14 protein-coding genes and 1 pseudogene are annotated in these 17,953 nt (G+C 67.6%); 3 read left to right on the top strand and 12 right to left on the bottom strand.

Annotation, left to right across the window (positions count from 1 at the left end; translation table 11 throughout):
* The 4 genes and pseudogenes from IEY68_RS30185 to IEY68_RS30170 all read right to left on the bottom strand — a co-directional run.
* Positions 1–327: pseudogene (locus tag IEY68_RS30185) on the bottom strand (hypothetical protein); the annotation flags it as partial.
* Between the two features lie 121 nt (positions 328–448).
* The gene (gene ilvC / locus IEY68_RS30180) at positions 449–1,525 is read right to left on the bottom strand and encodes a ketol-acid reductoisomerase (RefSeq protein ID WP_324609288.1); all 1,077 of its coding nucleotides are present in this window, start codon (positions 1,523–1,525) and stop codon (positions 449–451) included.
* A gap of 37 nt (positions 1,526–1,562) precedes the next feature.
* Positions 1,563–2,066: an acetolactate synthase small subunit gene (gene ilvN, locus IEY68_RS30175; protein WP_058856806.1), complete on the bottom strand. Its 504-nt coding sequence runs from the start codon at positions 2,064–2,066 to the stop codon at positions 1,563–1,565.
* Positions 2,063–3,988 (bottom strand): acetolactate synthase large subunit, encoded by a 1,926-nt coding sequence (locus IEY68_RS30170; protein WP_058856805.1) that lies wholly within the window; start codon positions 3,986–3,988, stop codon positions 2,063–2,065. The genes ilvN and IEY68_RS30170 overlap by 4 nt, the downstream gene beginning before the upstream one ends.
* A gap of 391 nt (positions 3,989–4,379) precedes the next feature.
* On the opposite strand from IEY68_RS30170, the gene IEY68_RS30165 reads away from it, so the two are divergent.
* Together IEY68_RS30165 and ilvD are read left to right on the top strand one after the other, a co-directional pair.
* Entirely contained in the window at positions 4,380–4,955 is a 576-nt protein-coding gene (locus tag IEY68_RS30165) for a PH domain-containing protein (protein ID WP_063916443.1), read from the top strand.
* 98 nt (positions 4,956–5,053) lie between these two features.
* Positions 5,054–6,895, top strand: coding sequence for a dihydroxy-acid dehydratase (gene ilvD, locus IEY68_RS30160; protein ID WP_058856804.1), 1,842 nt, complete (start codon positions 5,054–5,056; stop codon positions 6,893–6,895).
* A gap of 76 nt (positions 6,896–6,971) precedes the next feature.
* Here ilvD and IEY68_RS30155 read toward each other — a convergent pair whose 3' ends face one another.
* Positions 6,972–7,832 carry a DoxX family protein gene (locus tag IEY68_RS30155; RefSeq protein WP_058856803.1) on the bottom strand — a complete coding sequence of 287 codons (861 nt, stop codon included), beginning with the start codon at positions 7,830–7,832 and terminating at the stop codon, positions 6,972–6,974.
* A 159-nt stretch (positions 7,833–7,991) separates the two neighbouring features.
* On the opposite strand from IEY68_RS30155, the gene IEY68_RS30150 reads away from it, so the two are divergent.
* Entirely contained in the window at positions 7,992–9,101 is a 1,110-nt protein-coding gene (locus IEY68_RS30150; RefSeq protein WP_058856802.1) for a PQQ-dependent sugar dehydrogenase, read from the top strand.
* 20 nt (positions 9,102–9,121) lie between these two features.
* Here the strand turns inward: IEY68_RS30150 and IEY68_RS30145 are convergent, their stop codons facing one another.
* The 7 genes from IEY68_RS30145 to IEY68_RS37210 all read right to left on the bottom strand — a co-directional run bounded on the left by IEY68_RS30145 (position 9,122) and on the right by IEY68_RS37210 (position 17,945).
* Complete coding sequence (locus IEY68_RS30145) at positions 9,122–9,763, bottom strand: GyrI-like domain-containing protein (RefSeq protein ID WP_058856801.1); 642 nt, start codon at positions 9,761–9,763, stop codon at positions 9,122–9,124.
* The gene (locus tag IEY68_RS30140) at positions 9,741–10,280 is read right to left on the bottom strand and encodes a PadR family transcriptional regulator (protein ID WP_058856800.1); all 540 of its coding nucleotides are present in this window, start codon (positions 10,278–10,280) and stop codon (positions 9,741–9,743) included. Before IEY68_RS30140 ends, IEY68_RS30145 begins: the two co-directional genes overlap by 23 nt.
* A 205-nt stretch (positions 10,281–10,485) precedes the next feature.
* Complete coding sequence (gene gatB / locus IEY68_RS30135; protein WP_058856799.1) at positions 10,486–11,994, bottom strand: Asp-tRNA(Asn)/Glu-tRNA(Gln) amidotransferase subunit GatB; 1,509 nt, start codon at positions 11,992–11,994, stop codon at positions 10,486–10,488.
* A 43-nt stretch (positions 11,995–12,037) separates the two neighbouring features.
* Positions 12,038–13,423, bottom strand: a complete 1,386-nt coding sequence (locus tag IEY68_RS30130; protein ID WP_058856798.1) for an alpha/beta hydrolase family protein — start codon at positions 13,421–13,423, stop codon at positions 12,038–12,040.
* A 99-nt stretch (positions 13,424–13,522) separates the two neighbouring features.
* Positions 13,523–14,557, bottom strand: a complete 1,035-nt coding sequence (locus IEY68_RS30125; RefSeq protein WP_058856809.1) for an ATP-dependent 6-phosphofructokinase — start codon at positions 14,555–14,557, stop codon at positions 13,523–13,525.
* 88 nt (positions 14,558–14,645) lie between these two features.
* Positions 14,646–15,578: a serine hydrolase gene (locus IEY68_RS30120; RefSeq protein WP_229719127.1), complete on the bottom strand. Its 933-nt coding sequence runs from the start codon at positions 15,576–15,578 to the stop codon at positions 14,646–14,648.
* Between the two features lie 114 nt (positions 15,579–15,692).
* Positions 15,693–17,945 carry a serine/threonine-protein kinase gene (locus IEY68_RS37210; RefSeq protein ID WP_373293031.1) on the bottom strand — a complete coding sequence of 751 codons (2,253 nt, stop codon included), beginning with the start codon at positions 17,943–17,945 and terminating at the stop codon, positions 15,693–15,695.
* Positions 17,946–17,953: the final 8 nt, after the last annotated feature.

Genomic DNA, 17,953 nt, shown 5'->3' with positions numbered 1-17,953 from the left:
GTTTGAACGATCGCCCAGCAGTGCCTGTCTACTACCCGACAAATCGTTGCGGGATAAGTAGGTGACGTACCCATGGGAAGACGCCGGCATGGCCAGGATCAGAGTACTGGCGGACGGGTCGTGCTCGAGGAGCGCGAGAAACAACCGGGATGCCGCTGACAACGACTCGTCGCGGAGATCTTGGCGGTCGGCCGCGGTGAGGTAGAAATCGACCGCGTCTCGGTGGGTGACCCGAACCCGGCCGAGCCGAGTCGCCCGCTCGGCAACCTCTTTCGGGTGCCGCGACAGGTCGGAAAAGGTGACATGGTCGTCCGCGGTCGAGCTCACACCACCGAGAACAACTCAGAATACGATCTGAATACAGGGAAATCTTGGGGACACGTTCCCATACGAAGGGGCCCGCCCGCGGATGATCGCGGACAGGCCCCTTTCCGCTCGTTTGCCCGGATCAGGCGGTTTCGGTGATCGGCCGGTCCACCCAGCTCATCAGGTCGCGCAGTTTCTTGCCGGTGACCTCGATCGGGTGCTCGGCGTTCTGCTTGCGCAGACCCTCGAGCTCCTTGTTGCCACCCTCGACATTGGCGACCAGCCGCTTGACGAAGCTGCCGTCCTGGATGTCGCGGAGGATGTCCTGCATCCGCTTCTTGGTGTCGGCGTCGATGACCCGCGGGCCCGACAGGTAGCCACCGAATTCGGCGGTATCGGAGACCGAGTAGTTCATCCGGGCGATACCGCCCTCGTACATCAGGTCGACGATCAGCTTCAGCTCGTGCAGCACCTCGAAGTAGGCCATCTCCGGGGCGTAACCGGCCTCGACCATGACCTCGAAACCGGTCTTGACCAGTTCCTCGGTGCCACCGCAGAGCACAGCCTGCTCACCGAAGAGATCGGTTTCGGTCTCTTCCTTGAAGGTGGTCTTGATGACGCCGGCGCGGGTGCCGCCGATGCCCTTGGCGTAGGACAGCGCCAGGGCCTGGCCCTCGCCCTTCGGGTCCTGCTCGATGGCGATCAGGGCGGGGACACCTTTGCCGTCGACGAACTGGCGGCGCACCAGGTGGCCGGGGCCCTTGGGGGCGACCATGCCGATGGTGATCTCGGCGGCCGGCTTGATCAGGCCGAAGTGGATGTTGAGGCCGTGGCCGAAGAACAGCGCGTCGCCGTCCTTCAGGTTGGGCTCGATGTCATTGGTGAAGATCGAGGCCTGGGCGGTGTCGGGGGCGAGCAGCATGATGACGTCGGCCCACTCCGAGACCTCGGCGGGGGTGCCGACGGTCAGGCCGGCCTCTTCGGCCTTGGCCCGCGACTTGGAGCCTTCTTTGAGGCCGATGCGGACCTCGACGCCGGAGTCGCGCAGGCTCAGCGAATGCGCGTGCCCCTGGCTGCCGTAGCCGATCACCGCGACCTTGCGGCCCTGGATGATCGACAGGTCGGCATCGTCGTCGTAGAACATCTCGACTGCCACTTGGTGGTATCCCTTCTGACTATTTCGTAACCCGCAACGCGCGGGAAACGGTAAACGAGGCACGGAAGACGGCCGGACGCGGGTGCGCCCGGCCGCGGGTTCAGCGGGTGGCGGTGATGGACTTCGGTCCGCGGCCCACGGCCACCACCCCGGATTGCACGATCTCCCGGATGCCGTACGGCTCGAGCATGCGCAGCAGCGCGTCGAGCTTGGACCGGGTACCGGTCGCCTCGACGGTGAGTGCGTCGGGCGAGACATCGATGACCTTGGCGCGGAACAGGTTGACCGATTCGATCACCTGGGTGCGCACGCTGGCGTCGGCACGGACCTTCACCAGGATCAGTTCGCGGGCCACGGAGGTGTCCGGGTCCTGCTCGACGATCTTGATCACGTTCACCAGCTTGTTGAGCTGTTTGGTGACCTGTTCCAAGGGCAGATCGTCCACGGTGACCACGATGGTCATCCGGGAGATCTCCTTGACCTCGGTGGCGCCGACGGCCAGGGATTCGATATTGAATCCGCGGCGGGAGAACAGACTGGCCACCCGGGCCAGCACACCGGGCTTGTCCTCGACCAGAACACTGAGGGTGTGCGTGGTGCTCATGACGGGTTCCCCTCGGTCTCGTTCTGCTCGCGGTTCATGGCCTCGTGGATGATCGCCGGTTCGGCGGCCTGCTCGTCCTCGTCGAACAGCGGCCGGATACCGCGGGCGGCCATGATCTCGTCGTTACTGGTGCCGGCGGCGACCATCGGCCACACCTGGGCATCCTTGCCGACGATGAAATCGATCACCACGGGGCGGTCGTTGATCGACTGCGCCTCGCGGATCGCGGCCTCCACATCCTCTTCCTTCTCCACCCGGATCCCGTGGCAGCCCAACGCCTCGGCGAGCTTCACGAAATCGGGGATGCGCAGGCCGTGGGTCTTGAGGTCGGTATTGGAGTAGCGCTTGTCGTAGAACAGGGTCTGCCACTGGCGGACCATGCCCAGGTTGCCGTTGTTGATCAGCGCGACCTTGATCGGCACCCCCTCCACCGCGCAGGTGGCGAGTTCCTGATTGGTCATCTGGAAGCAGCCGTCACCGTCGACCGCCCACACCTCACGGTCGGGCTGACCCATCTTGGCGCCCATGGCGGCCGGCACCGCGTAACCCATGGTTCCGGCGCCGCCGGAGTTCAGCCAGGTGCGCGGCTTCTCGTACTTGATGAACTGGGCGGCCCACATCTGGTGCTGGCCGACGCCCGCGCAGTAGATCGCATCGGGCCCGGCCAGGCGGCCCAGGGTCTCGATGACGAACTCCGGCGACACCGATCCGTCGGTCGGAGTGGTCCAGCCGAGCGGGTAGGACTCACGGACACCGTCGAGGTAGGTACGCCAGGCGGTCAGGTCGAGTTCGAAACCGGCCGGGTCGCCGCGCAGGGTCTCGATGAGTTCGGCGATCACCTCACGGCAGTCACCGACGATCGGCACATCGGCGTGTCGGTTCTTACCGATCTCGGCGGGGTCGATATCGGCGTGGATGATCTTGGCGCCGGGCGCGAAGGAGTCCAGCTTTCCGGTGACGCGATCGTCGAACCGGGCGCCGAGGGTGATCAGCAGATCCGATTTCTGCAGGGCGGCCACCGCGGCCACGGTGCCGTGCATACCCGGCATACCCATATTGAGTTCGTGGCTGTCGGGGAACGCACCGCGCGCCATCAGGGTGGTGACCACCGGGATACCGGTGAGCTCGGCGAGCTCCAGCAGCTCGGCCGATGCTTCGGACTTGATCACGCCGCCACCGACGTAGAGCACGGGCTGGGCGGATTCGGCGATGAGCCGGGCGGCCTCGCGCACCTGCTTACCGTGTGGTTTGGTGACCGGACGGTAGCCGGGCAGCCGCAGCTCCGGCGGCCAGCTGAAGGTCGTCTGTTCCTGCAGCACATCCTTGGGGATGTCCACCAACACCACACCCGGTCGTCCGCTCGACGCCAGATAGAAGGCCTCGGCGAGGATGCGCGGGATATCGGCACCCTCTTTGATCAGGAAATTGTGTTTGGTGATCGGCATGGTGATGCCGGAGATATCGGCTTCCTGGAACGCGTCGGTGCCGATCAGGCTACGGCCGACCTGACCGGTGATCGCGACCATCGGCACCGAGTCCATCTGGGCGTCCGCGATCGGGGTCACCAGGTTGGTCGCGCCGGGACCGGAGGTCGCCATACAGACACCGACCTTGCCGGTGGCCTGGGCGTATCCGGTGGCCGCGTGGCCCCCGCCCTGCTCGTGCCGCACGAGCACATGGCGCACCTTGGTGGAATCGAAGAGCGGATCGTAGAGCGGAAGGACAGCGCCACCCGGAATGCCGAATACGGTGTCGACGCCGAGCTCCTCGAGGGAGCGGACGACGGACTGCGCGCCGGTGACCCGCTCGGGCGGGATTTGGCGGCGGTTCGCCGGGGTGGTCGGAGCGCCGGCCGGGGCCGGTGTATTCGAAGGCGCGGGCCTGCGGGCCGCGGGCCCGGGCCGGGTAGTTGGTGCGCTCACCGTCTTGGTTCCTTACTGCTTGTCGTTCACTGGTCCCGACATAAAAAAGCCCCCGACAGCCGGCGGCTGTTCGAGGGTGGCGCGTCGCAGTGCGAGCTGACGTATTCGACTCCGGATCGTCTGGCTCAGCGCTGGACGCGCCGGCCGATTACGAGCATCTCGTTTCGATTCACGCGCATGACGGTATGTGTGCGTGTGGTGCGGAGTCAAACAGCTGACCGCTGACTTCCCATTATGTGGGAAGGTAGCGGGTGCTCACGCCGGTCCACCATGATGCGAGGATGGTGAGGTGTCATCACCGCATCAGTCCGTGCCACCACCTGAATCGTCCCACAACCCCGCCGCCACGGAGGTAACGGGTGGGGATACGGCGCCGCCGGGACCGAAGCGTGTGATCCGCACAACACGGCTGTCCTTCCTCGGTGTGTTCATTCTGGCGATGTGCGTGTTCTTCCCCATCGTCGGCTGGCCGGGCGGACTGTTCTGGCTGGCGATCATCCCGCTCGCGGCGATCGTGTGGATCGTGCGGACCCAAACCACTGTCTCCCCGCGCGGCCTGGATCTGCGGTCGGTGTTCTCGTCCCGGCACATCGACTGGGCGCAGGTGCAGGGCCTCAGTATTCCCAAGCGCGGTTTCGTGCGCGTACACCTCGACGACGACACCGAGGTACCCCTGCCGGCCGTGAGCTACGACCGGCTGCGAGACCTCGTGGACGCCGCCGGGGGACGGATCCCGGACCCGTTCGCGGTCCCCGAGCCGGCGGCGGCGGATTCTCCTGCCGCCGACTCCCTTACCGGTGACGCCGCACCCGACGACGCCGAGGCCGTCGAATCCACACCCGGCACGGCAGCCGGGCACACCGGCACCGATCGCCCCGCGGCCGGGGATTCCGCCGGGGCACACGAGGTCTCCCCGGCGCCCGGCGCCGCCGATACCGAACCCGGACCCACTTCCGCGCGGGAGTAACCTGGAGAATCGCCGATCGCACCGCACGCGCGGTCATCCGCTCAGGCGATACGGCGCAGTCGCATTCACTCAGCCCCGCGACCCGACCGAGGACACTCATGCCACCGCTTCGCTCCCGAACAACCACCATCGGCCGCAATGCCGCCGGCGCCCGCGCCCTGTGGCGGGCCACCGGTATGACCGACTCCGATTTCGGTAAGCCGATCGTCGCGATCGCCAACTCCTACACTCAGTTCGTGCCCGGGCACGTGCATCTGAAGAACGTGGGCGAGATCGTGGCCGACGCGGTGCGCGAAGCGGGCGGAGTACCGCGTGAATTCCACACCATCGCGGTGGACGACGGTATCGCCATGGGGCACGGCGGCATGCTCTACTCGCTGCCCAGCCGCGAGATCATCGCCGACTCGGTGGAGTACATGGCGAACGCGCACACCGCCGACGCGCTCGTGTGCATCTCCAACTGCGACAAGATCACCCCGGGCATGCTGAACGCCGCCATGCGGCTGAACATCCCGGCGGTGTTCGTCTCCGGCGGGCCGATGGAGGCAGGTAAGGCCGTGGTCGTGGGCGGGGTGGCCCAGGCTCCCACCGACCTGATCACCGCCATCTCGGCGAGCGCGAACTCCGCGGTCACCGACGAAGGGCTCAGCGAGGTCGAGCGCAGCGCCTGCCCGACCTGCGGTTCCTGCTCGGGCATGTTCACCGCGAACTCGATGAACTGTCTCACCGAGGCACTGGGCCTGGCCCTGCCGGGCAACGGCTCCACACTGGCCACCCATGAGGCCCGGCGCGCACTCTTCGAGCGGGCCGGCCGGGTGATCGTCGATATCGCGACCCGCTGGTACCGCGACGACGACGCGTCGGTGCTGCCGCGCAATGTCGCGAACGACAAGGCCTTCCGCAATGCGATGGCGCTGGATGTCGCGATGGGCGGTTCGACCAATACCGTGCTGCACACCCTGGCCGCGGCCCAGGAGGGTGAGATCGATTTCGATCTGCACACCATCGAGACCATCAGCCGCAAGGTGCCGACCCTGTCCAAGGTGTCACCGAACTCCGACTACCACATGGAGGACGTGCACCGGGCCGGTGGAATCCCCGCCATCCTCGGTGAGCTGCGCCGGGCCGGGCTGCTGGAGACCGATGTGACGACGGTGCACAGCGCCACTGTCGACGAATGGCTCGACACCTGGGATATCCGGTCGGGTAAGGCCTCGGAGGAAGCCCTCGAACTCTTCCACGCGGCGCCGGGCGGGGTGCGCACCACCGAACCGTTCTCGACCGGGAACCGCTGGTCGTCACTGGATACCGATGCCGCGGGCGGCTGCATCCGCGATATCGAAAACGCCTACACCGCCGAGGGCGGGCTGGTCGTGCTGCGCGGCAATATCGCGCTCGACGGCGCGGTGCTCAAAACCGCCGGTATCGACGAGGAACTGTTCTCCTTCGAAGGCCCGGCCGTGGTCGTGGAGTCCCAGGAGGAAGCCGTTTCGGTGATCCTGGGCAAGAAGATCCAGCCCGGAGATGTCCTCGTGGTGCGTTACGAGGGTCCGGCCGGCGGCCCGGGTATGCAGGAGATGCTGCATCCGACCGCGTTCCTCAAGGGCGCGGGTCTGGGTAAACAGTGCGCCCTGATCACCGACGGCCGATTCTCCGGCGGCACCTCGGGCCTGTCGATCGGCCATATCTCGCCGGAAGCCGCCAGCGGCGGCGTGATCGGACTGGTGGAGAACGGCGACCGGATCCGCATCGATGTCGCGACCCGGACGCTCGAGGTTCTCGTCGACGACGCCGTACTGACCGAACGCCGGGCCAAGATGGAAGCCCGCGAACGTCCGTGGCAACCGCAGAACCGGGAGCGGCCGGTCACCACCGCGCTGCGCGCCTACGCCGCCTTGGCGACCTCGGCCGATAAGGGCGCTGTCCGGCACGTGCCCTGATCCCGCCCCACGGAGCGAACAAGGCGCCCCCGCGAATCCGAGATTCGCGGGGGCGCCTTCGCGTCTGCCGGGTGGATCAGTCGAACGGACCGATACCGGTCAGCGGATTGCCGTCCTGGAGCCACCAATAGGTGAGCACCGCGGCGGCGACCGCCAGTACGAACACCACGAACGACCCGACCCCCGGCCGAATCGCCCAGCCACGCCCCCGGTCCAACGACCAGCGCCCGGGGCCGGTGAAGATGACCGCGACGGCGGCACCGGCGAGGATACTCTCCATCTCGACCGCGCCCGGACCGGCCTTGTACTGGAAGCCCGGATGCATACCCTGCTTCCAGAACCAGGCGTCCAGGATCACCGCGAGTACCGCGCCCGCGGCCAGCGGGGTGGCCAGGCCCAGGATCAGCAGCACGCCGCCGCCCACCTCGCCGGCGGTCACCATGGCGGCGGCGAGTGAGGGCTGTTTCCAGCCGCTGCTCTCCATCATGTTCTTGGTGCCGTCCAGGCCGGGGCCGTGGAACCAGCCCGTCAGCTTCTGCAGGCCGTGGTAGAGGAAGGTGGCGCCGACGACCAACCGGAGGATGAAGAGCCCGAAGTCGAGGGTGCCGCGGCGGCCGTCTCCGTTGCGGCGGCGCAGGCCCCCGCTGGGCGGATTACCGGCCGGGGGGATGCTGGCGTATTCGTAGGTGTTGTCCTGGCCCCCGGGGCCGCCGGACCGGGGTCCGGGAGTATCGGCCGGTGTGCCGCCTGTGGTCGCCGATGCGTTCACCGGGATCTCCTTGGTCATGGCCACTTTGGGGAACTGGCCGGTCGGGGAATCATAGGGACTCCCGACCCCGCCCGCGGTGGTCGATACCGCGCGCTGCTCTCCGGTAGACAGATTCCCGGTCCCCGCGGCCTCGGGGGACGCGGACCCGTTTCTCGCCTTGGCACTCACTCCTCAACAGTAAGCCGCCGATCCTCCGGGCACCGGCTGAATCGGCGGCGTGTCCGCGCCACGCCTCGGCCGCGTGTTGCGGGGCGGACGACCGGCGCTTCCACTCGCGGCAGGGCCGCCAGGGCACGACCGGTGTCATTTCCACTACGTTGGAGGCTTATGAGGTCGGTTGGCGCGCGGCGCGTGACGGTGGGGCTGGTACTCGGTGCGTTGGTACTGAGTGGATGCGCCCGATTCGACGATTCCGCATCCAGTCCGTTCACCCAGGAGCCGACGCTGGACGCCGCGGAACTCGAGCCGACGAAACCCAAACCGTCCGATGAATCCACCACCAGGCCCAGCGGTCCGTGCATCGACCCCGATCCGGCCGTGGTGGTCAGCTGCCTCGATACCGCCGGCGGGCTGGTCGAGATGGGCGGCTACGCGCTCGTGGCCGAACGGCGCACCGGCCGGATCCTGCACGTCGCGCCGGAACAGCAACCGGTCGAGGTGGCCAGGGTCGATGTCGATCCCGCGGGTGACGGCGGGCTGAGCGATATCGCCATCTCCCCCACCTATCCCGAGGACGGGCTGATCTACGCCTACGTCACCACAGCCAGTGACAACAGGGTGGTACGGGTCGCCGAGGGGGGCGGCCCACCGAAACCGGTGTTGACGGGAATCCCCAAGGGCACCACCGGTAATCGCGGCGCGATCGATTGGTCGAAACCCGATCAGATGCTGGTGCTCACCGGCGACGCCGGCGATCCCGCCGCCGCGTCGGACCCCGCGAGCACGGCCGGAAAACTACTGCGGGTGAACAATCCGACCTCCAACGGCAACGCTCCCACCGAGGTCGCGGTCTCCGGAATCGGCTCGGTCGGCGATATCTGCCTGGGCGGCGATCAGATCTGGATCACCGACCGCACTCCCGCCATGGACCGGCTGCAACGGATAGGCCCCGACGGTGTGGTCACCACCGCGTGGACGTGGCCGGATCGTCCGGGCGTGGCCGGTTGCGCGGTGACTCCCGAAGGGTTGGCGATCTCGCTGACCGACGCGAAAGCGCTCGCGATGGCGTCGCCGGACCCCCAGACCTACGCGGTCACCGCACCGCCGAGCGTTTTCCTGGCGAACAAGTACGGCCGGCTGCTCGGCGCGACCCCGGCCATGGACGGGACGATCTGGGTGTCCACGTCGAACAAATCCGACGGCGGCCAGCCCACGCCGAACGACGACCGGGTGGTGCGCATCCCGCCCCCGTCCGCCGGTGGCGGCGGCCCGGACTGACCGCTGATCGGGTGGCTGTTTCAGGAGGTCCGCGGGGCGACCGGTTGCCGGAGGATCGTGCGGAGTTTCTCCGGCGCTACCTTGCGGGCGTCGCCGAGATAGATCTCGTGATGTCTGCCGGCCATACGGAACCCGTTGTCCGGAACGAATTCGTGGTGCATCCGGGCCAGCACCTCGGCCTCGGCGTCGTAGGAGCCGATGTGCAGCGTCTGTACACAGCGTCCCTCCGACATGGTGTCCAGGCGTACGTCGTGCAGGCGGCGGGGGGCGTCCTTCGCCGCGACCTGCTCGACCACGGCCGCGAACAGGTCCCGTTCGATCCAGTCGGGCACCATGATCATCAATGTCCAGTCCCAGCGGGATTTATCGCGTGACGCGGTGAAAGCATCCATATCGTCGGCCCACCACAGGCCCTCCAGCGGCATGACCGTGTAGTCGCGTCCGAGATCGCGTTTGCTGGCGAACTTGAGTTTGTAAGCCAGGGGGTAGAGCGCCTCGGTCGCGTGGGCGAAGTCCGGGTCGGTATTCGGGTCGCCGTGCCCGTCGATCATGAGGTATCGCAGGTCGGGTACGTCCACCACCTCGAACCGGCCCTGCCGGGCGCGGTAGGCCGCGATCTCCCGCTTGAAATCGACCTTGTCAGTGGCCGGGTTGTTCGTCATCGTGCACCTGGACTCGCTGCGCGAGCCACGACCTCTCTGCCTCCAGGAGGCTCAGGGAATAGGAGAAGACCTCGCGCGCCGGTAGCGGGAGGGGTGATTGCGCCGTCGCGGCGGCCTCTACCGCCGCGATACGCGCCTCGACCTGCGCGAGGCGACCGCGCAGTGCGTGCGCGTAATCGGATTCGGCGAGCAGCGGCAGATTCGCGACGCCCACGAGGAAGGGGTTCGGAACCGGACGTAACTCCGTCACGAGCGCGAGCGCGCCACGTGCCGCGGCCTCCCGCCCGGTCGCGGTCGGATGGAAGACGCGCCGGCCCTTCGCGGTCGCGGGTTCGTCGGGAACGTGGACGAGCCCGCGTTTCTCCAGTTTGGTGAGCAGATAGTAGATCGAGGAGAACCCGATCTCGGTCCATTGCCGCACACCCCGCCGCTCGATGGCCTGCTCCAGGTCGTAGCCGTGCTGCGGGTGTTCGACGAGCAAACCCAGGACGATCAGTTCGGAGGGGGTGAGTTCCACGCACTATTCTAGCGCTAGAATAGTGCCTGAGCGCAAGCAGCGGGCCGAGCAAGAGAAAAGCCGGAGTCACATGGACTCCGGCTCCGGCCGCGACAGGCGGCGCCGCGGAAAATATCCGATCACATCGGCCGGATCGGACCAGATCGAACCGGTGCGCGTTCACACCGGCTCGGAGTCCGTCGCGGATCCGCGGATCTGGCTACAGCTACTCCGCGCAGGCGGCGAGGACGAGCTCGCGTACCCGGGCCGCGTCGGCCTGACCGCGTGTCGCCTTCATGACATCACCGACGATCTTGCCCGCGGCCTGCACCTTGCCCGACCGGATCTTGTCGGCGATATCGGGGTTGGCGGCCAGCGCCTTGTCGACCTCGGTCTGCAGGGCGCTGTCGTCGCTGACCATGCCCAGACCCTTGCTCTCGACGATACGGGCCGGATCGCCCTCGCCGTCGAGCACCAGATCCACCACCTGCTTGGCGACCTTGTTGTTCACCGTCTTCGCCTCGACCAAGCCGATGACCTCGGCCACCTGGGCAGGCGTGATCGTCAGATCCTCGAGAGCGACACCGCGTTCGTTGGCCTTCTCGGTGAGGTAGGCGACCCACCACGAACGTGCCTCTTTGGCAGGAGCGCCGGCGTCGACCGTGGCGATGATGAGATCCAGCGCACCGGCATTCACCAGGTCGCGCATGACCTCGTCGGAAACACCCCAATCCGATTGGATACGCGCCCGGCGCAGCCACGGATATTCGGGGACGGTGCCGCGCAACTGTTCCACCCACACGGTATCGGGCGCGACCGGTTCCAGATCGGGTTCGGGGAAGTACCGGTAGTCCTCGGCGGTTTCCTTGCGCCGGCCCGGCGAGGTGGAGCCGTCGGCCTCGTGGAAATGCCTGGTCTCCTGGATGATCTCACCGCCGGTCGCCAGCACCGCGGCCTGGCGGCGCATCTCGAAGCGGACCGCGACCTCCACACTTTTCAGTGAGTTCACGTTCTTGGTCTCGGTACGGGTACCGAACACCTCGGCGCCGACCGGCATGAGCGAGACATTGGCATCGCAGCGCAGCGAACCGTGTTCCATCCGGACATCGGAGACGTCCAGGGATTTCAGCAGATCACGCAATGCGGTCACATACGCGCGGGCGACCTCGGGCGCGCGCTCCCCGGCGCCGGTGACCGGTTTGGTGACGATCTCGATGAGCGGCACCCCGGCCCGGTTGTAGTCGAGCAGCGAATGACTCGCGCCGTGGATGCGGCCGGTCGCACCACCGACGTGCACCGATTTACCGGTGTCCTCTTCCATATGAGCGCGTTCGATCTCGACCCGGAAGATGGTGCCGTCGTCGAGCGGGACCTCGAGGTAGCCCTCGGTGGCGATGGGCTCGTCGTATTGGCTGATCTGGTAGTTCTTCGGCTGATCCGGGTAGAAGTAGTTCTTGCGCGCGAACCGGCCCCACGGGGTGATGGAACAGTTGAGCGCCAGGCCGATCCGGATCGCCGACTCGACGGCCTGCTGATTGACCACCGGCAGCGAACCGGGCAGACCCAGGCAGACCGGGCAGACCTGGGTGTTGGGATCGGCGCCGAAGACGGTCGGGCAACCGCAGAACATCTTGGTCGCGGTGTTCAGCTCGACATGGACCTCCATGCCCAGCACCGGCTCGTACCGGGTGAGGACCTCGGCATAATCCATGAGTTCGACGGTGGGTGCGCTCATGGCCCACAGTCTAAGCCCGCAGGAATGACCCGCCGGTGGGCGGTCAGTCCACCGGAATCCGTGCCCCGAGCCAGCCGGTGATCGTGTCGAGGGCCGACGGGTCGATGGTGGTCTCGATGGACTCGTACTCGGCGGGCAGACCGGTTCCGGCGGGTTGCATCAGATGGTTGAGTCCCTCCAGCACCGTGACGGTGGCCTCCGGATCGCCACCCAGCAGATCGCGCATGGGTTGCTCGTTCTGCGCGGCCGGGACCTGCACATCCTTGGATCCGAAGAATGCGAGCGCCGGCATCCGCAGCGCCGACAGCGCGGGAGCCGGATCGTAGGACACCAGCGCGGCCATATACGGCGTGTTCTGGCCGGTAAGCTCCTCGGACGTGGTGCGCAGCTCCTTCGGCAGCGTCCGGTTGTAGGTCTCCGACAGCCGCGCCGCCTTGGTGAGCTGACCGGCGCGCAGCGCCGCGGTCCAGTCCCGCAGGAAAGCGAGATGGCGGTCCAGTTGTTCGGGGCTCGCCCCGGCCTCGGTGAAGGTGCGGCGGCCCTGTGCCAGGATGATGTCGGTGCCGGGAACGGCGGGCCCGGCCATCAGGACGGTGAAGGCGATCCCGTTCTCGGGTCGCGCGGCGACGAGCGGAGCCAGATAGCCGCCCTCGGAATGTCCGAGCAGGCCGATCCGGTCCGGGTCGAGCTCCGGGCGCTCGCGCAGGAAGCGCAGCCCGGCCTCGATATCTCCGGCCAGATCGGTGTAGTTCGCCTGGTTCAGGTTGCCGCCGGTGCCGCCCACTCCGCGATCGTCGGTGCGCAGCACCGCGTATCCCGCGCGGGTGAGCGTATCGGCCAGTAGCAGGAACGGCTGATGTCCGGCGATCTCCTCGTTGCGGTCCTGCGGCCCGCTGCCGCCGACCAGGACGACCGTGGGCAGCGGACCGGTGGTGTCCGCGGGCCGGGTCAGGGTGCCCGCCACAGTGATAGTGCCGCTGGGGTACGAAACATCCTCGGAAAGGTAGGGATACGGCGGTGCCGGCTGCTGCGGGCGTACCGGCGGCCCGACGGGCCGGCGGTTGAGCCGCAGCCCGAAACTGTGCCCGGACTGGCGGAAATCACCGACGATGGCATCGGCCGATTCGTCCAGGCGACCGGCGAATCGCGCGTCGCCCGGCACATCCGGCACGCCGAACTCCACTCGCTCGGGTTCGGCCACCACATCCGCGAGCGCGCGCCCGGCCACCTGTTCCGCCGGAATATCGATGACGCCGCTGTGGTGTCCGGTGAAATCCACCGCCACCACCACCGGTGCACCGGGTACCTCGATGGCCCCGTGCCACTGCCCGCGCACCCGATCGTCGTCGGCGCCACCCGCGCAGCCGACGACAACCGGGACGAGCATCGAAAGAACCGCAACCAGCAACACTCCCCTGCCATGGCGCATGGTCCGACTGTATCCCCGGGCCGTCTCCGGACCGGGGCGAAGCACCGTGGCAACGGTCGATTTCGCGGGAACGCGGGCCCGGTGGGCCCACCGCGGCGGTCAGCCGAAGAAGGCCCGGGCCTCGTCATAACGGTCGGCCGGGACTCGTTTCAGCTGCTTCGTCGCCTCGTGCAACGGAACCAGCCCGATTTCGGTACCGCGCAACGCCACCATCTGGCCGAAGTGCCCGGCGTGTACCGCTTCGGCGGCGTGCAGGCCGAACCTGGTGGCCAGCACCCGGTCGTACGGGGAAGGGCTCCCGCCGCGCTGCACATGCCCGAGCACCGTGGTGCGGACCTCTTTGCCGATGCGGCGCTCGATCTCCACGCCCAGCTGCTGGGCGACCCCGGTGAACCGTTCGTGCCCGAATTCGTCGATTCCACCCTCGCGCAGAGTGAACCCGGAATCAGGGGCGGGATGCGATCCTTCGGCGACCACGCAGATGAAATGTTTGTCGCCGCGCTGGAAACGGCTCTTGATCAGGGCACAGACATCGGTGACCTCGAAGGGCTGCTCGGGGACCAGGGTCAGATGCGCCCCCGCCGCCATCCCGGCGTGTATGGCGATCCAGCCGGCGTGCCGACCCATGACCTCGACGAGCATCACCCGCTGATGCGATTCCGCGGTGGTGTGCAGGCGGTCGATGGCCTCGGTGGCGATGGACAGAGCGGTGTCGTGACCGAAGGTCACATCGGTGCAGTCGATATCGTTGTCGATCGTCTTCGGGACGCCCACAACGGGAACGCCTTCCTCCGACAGCCAGCTGGCGGCGGTCAGCGTGCCCTCACCACCGATCGGGATGAGCGCTTCGATGCCGTTGTCGTCGAGGGTCCGGCGGATCTGCCCGAGACCCGCGCGCAGCACTTCAGGGTTGGTGCGCGCCGTACCGAGCATGGTGCCGCCCTTGGTGAGCAACCGGTCGGTGCGATCGTCGTTCTGGATCCGGACCTTGCGGTCTTCGAGTAACCCGCGCCAGCCGTCCTCGAAGCCCACGATCGCGTCCCCGTAGCGGCCGTTCGCGGTGCGAACGACAGCACGGATCACCGCGTTCAGTCCCGGGCAGTCCCCACCTCCGGTCAGGATTCCGATGCGCATGGCGCCCATCTTGCCCGCTGTGGGACACCTTTGCCGCGTCGGGCCCGTGAATGTCCGGTAACGCCCACGAGCCGGGTGCGGGGCGCCGCTACCGGGCGGGGCAGGAACCGCCGGTGAACTCGCCGAGATGCTGTGAGATCAGGCCCGCCATATCGTCGAGCAGATTCATCCCGTCGGAGAAGGTTCCCGAATCCGGTTGCGCGGCAAGCGCTATCGCGACCGAACCGCCGCTGGCGGGCACCAGGCCGAACTGCCGCACCAGGTAGGCGCCGTCGGTGTCCGGGCCCCACCCGCCCTTGAACTCGGCCGTATCGAATACCGATCCCAGGCCCCACTGCTGGCTCGCGCTCACCGTACCCATCAGTTTCACGACCTTGTCCGACCCCGGGATGCAGGGCAGTTTGGAGGCGAACCGCACCTGGTCGGCCAGCGACCAATCGGACTGGCCGAACGACGAATACTCCGAACGCTTCGGCTTCTCCTGGACGACGGTGACGCTGTCACCGCCTTCACGCAGCACCGCCTGGACCGACTGGGCGGCCTCCCGCGGGGTACCCAGCGAGGACCAGAGGCTGTCGGCGGCGGAGTTGTCCGAAGCGGTGATCGCCGCCGAGGTGGCGTAGGTCTGGCCGCCGGGGTTCTTCCGTTCGGCGGCCACCACCAGCGGAACCTTCATCGTCGACCAGGCGGGACCGGTGGTCCATTCGCCCAGGCCGACGAGCTGCCGGCCACCGACCGGCATGATCGCCAGCCCCAGGTCCCCTTTCGCCGACTGCTCCAGCACCGTGAAATCGGCGGCCAGCGTGCCGGGAATGGTGATCGAGACCTTGCCGCCCGGAGCCTCGGCCGCCGCCTGGGTGATCGAGGTGGTCAGCGGACGTTTCTCGGGTTCGGAGCCGCAGGCCGGGACGAGCGCCGCCATGAGCAGGCAGGCGGTGATCGCGAGCACACGACGAACCGGCGAGAATTCCCGTTTCTTATCGGCCGACACTTCTCTCCGCATGGTTTCGTGATCTCCCACAGTCCCGATGATTCCTACCCGGTCGGAAAACCGTACTCCATCGGCGTTCCCGGCCCAGCCCGGATGAGCCCGCGAAATATCCGACCGGTGGCCGATTCCGGGCTGGTCAGCAGGTCAGTAGAGGTAGATGATCGCGTTGTTCCCGCCCTGGCAGGTGACCAGACCGTCGTCGGCGACGCACTCCAGAGTGTAGGACTGGCCGGTCACCGGACTCGTGGCCTCGACCGATACCGGGTCGCCTTCGGCCGAGACCACGGAGGAGTCGAGGTAGGCCTGCCGGACCGCTTCGGCGAATTCACAACTGGTCACCGCGGTACCGGTTGCCGCCGAACCGTATTCGGAGCGGCCGGCCGTCGACCCGGTGCAGAGTTGCGCGCCCGCGGGCAACTCGGGCCGTGTGGTGGTGGTCGGCGACGCGGAAGTGGTGGTGCGCGACGAAGTGGTGGCGGAGGGTCCGGTACTGCTGTCGGCCGAGGAGGTCTGCTCCGCTGCTGAAGTGGTGGCGGCGCCGGTGGGGGCGGCAGCGCTGGTGGATTCCCGGCCGCCGGAGCCGCCGAGGAACTGGATACCGACGACAGCGATGACGACCACCAGGGCGAACACCCCGACCCCGATCAATATCGGTACGGCCTTGGAGCGTTCGCCGCTGCGGACGGCGTCGCGTTCCCGTGCGGTCGCGGCGTAGCTGTCGCGATAACCTGCCTCGTAGGCGGCCGCGTACGGGTCGGCCGGGGGCGGGCCCGGCTCTTCGGCCCGGTAGCCGTAATGGTCGGCGGGGCCGGGTGGCGTCATCGGTGCGGGGGCATCGTAACGATCGGCGGGCTCGTACGGCGGATACTGCCCGGCCGGGTGATAGGCACGGGTCGCCTCGTCCGCGGAATAGGCGACAGCCGGGGGCTCCTGGTCCACCGGCTGGAAGACCCGAGTCACCTCCTCGGGCTCGGGAAGCGGATACCCGGACTCACCGTAGACCCGAGTCGCCTCCTCGGCCCCGGGAAGCGCATATTCGGATTCACCGTAGGCCCGGGTCGCCTCCTCGGCCCCAGGAAGCGCATACCCGGATTCACCGTAGGCCCGGGTCGCCTCGTCGGCCCCAGGAAGCGGATACCCGGACTCACCGTAGACGCGGGTCGCCTGATCGTGGGGGTAGAAATCCGCGACCGGCATCCCTCCGGTCGCGGGCGCCGGATCCTCGTACTGTGACGGATCGGCGGCGGGATGCAGCTGCTCGTTCTGGTAGAGGTGCGCATCCGGGAATGGACGAATACCGGTGGCCGCCGTCTCGGGGGCCGCGGGATCGTCGTCCGAGAGCGGAGTGAACTCGAATTCGTTGGGCCGGACCGAGGTGGGGTCGCCGGGAATGATCGCGGGCAGCATGGTGGTGGCGTCCGGGCCGTCGCCCTCGTCGCGCGGCATCCGGACGACCAGTGTGGGAATCCCTCCGGTCGGCGGCCCGGAAGGACCGGAGGCACCGGGGGTTGCGGCAGGTTCGCCGGACCGCGGCTCGGGGCCGGCGGGATACGGTGGGCGCGCTGGGGAATTCAGCGCGGTGCGGGCGGCTACAGCTAGTTCACCTGCAGTAGCGAAACGCTCGTGCGGATCCTTGGCCATACCCCATGCGATCACATCATCGAGCGCGGCCGGTAATCCGGTTCGCTGCACACTTGCCCGCGGTGGCGGTTCGGTCAGATGCGACCGGATCAGCACGCCCACACTGGCTGCCGGGAACGGGGACGCTCCGGTAAGACATTCGTGCAGTACACAGGCCAGCGAATAGATATCGGCGCGCGGAGTCACCGGACCGGTCTCGAACCGCTCCGGGGCCATATAGGTATAGGAGCCGACCGCCACCCCCGCCTGCGTCACTCCGGTATCGCTCTCGTGCCGGGCGATACCGAAATCGGCGAGATAGGCGAAATCGGCGGGAGTGACCAGGATGTTCGCCGGTTTCACATCGCGGTGCACGAGCCCGTTCTCGTGCGCGGCGTCCAGCGCGGCGGCGATCTGCTCGACCACCGCGACCGCGCGCTGTGGGCTCAGCGGCCCGCCCTCCTGCAGGATCGCCCGCAGATCGGTGCCCTGGACCAGCCGCATATCGATGAACAGCCGGCCCTCGATAACACCCCAGTCGTGGATCGGGATGATGTGCGGTTCGGCCAGCCGGGCGGCGGCCTGCGATTCCCGGCGGAACCGGATCTGGTACTCGGGGTCGTCGCCGAGCGCGTCGGCGAGCAGTTTGAGCGCGACCACCCGGTCTTTGACGGTGTCGTAGGCCTCGTAGACCTCGCCCATCCCACCTTTACCCAGCAGTGAGCGCAGCTCGTAGGGACCGAACCACCTACCGACTTCGGAGCCAGGCGCCTGCACCCGTCCAT

The organism is Nocardia jinanensis, assembly GCF_014645735.1.
Taxonomy (GTDB): Bacteria; Actinomycetota; Actinomycetes; order Mycobacteriales; family Mycobacteriaceae; genus Nocardia; species Nocardia jinanensis.
The sequence above is the reverse complement of the archived record's forward strand: the minus strand, read 5'-3'. Positions and strand labels throughout refer to the sequence as shown.

Coding starts and splice junctions, on each gene's coding strand:
- ilvN (WP_058856806.1), bottom strand. CDS start 2,066: ATGAGCACCACGCACACCCTCAGTGTTCTGGTCGAGGACAAGCCCGGT.
- ilvD (WP_058856804.1), top strand. CDS start 5,054: ATGCCACCGCTTCGCTCCCGAACAACCACCATCGGCCGCAATGCCGCC.
- IEY68_RS30150 (WP_058856802.1), top strand. CDS start 7,992: ATGAGGTCGGTTGGCGCGCGGCGCGTGACGGTGGGGCTGGTACTCGGT.
- IEY68_RS30145 (WP_058856801.1), bottom strand. CDS start 9,763: ATGACGAACAACCCGGCCACTGACAAGGTCGATTTCAAGCGGGAGATC.
- gatB (WP_058856799.1), bottom strand. CDS start 11,994: ATGAGCGCACCCACCGTCGAACTCATGGATTATGCCGAGGTCCTCACC.
- IEY68_RS30130 (WP_058856798.1), bottom strand. CDS start 13,423: ATGCGCCATGGCAGGGGAGTGTTGCTGGTTGCGGTTCTTTCGATGCTC.
- IEY68_RS30125 (WP_058856809.1), bottom strand. CDS start 14,557: ATGCGCATCGGAATCCTGACCGGAGGTGGGGACTGCCCGGGACTGAAC.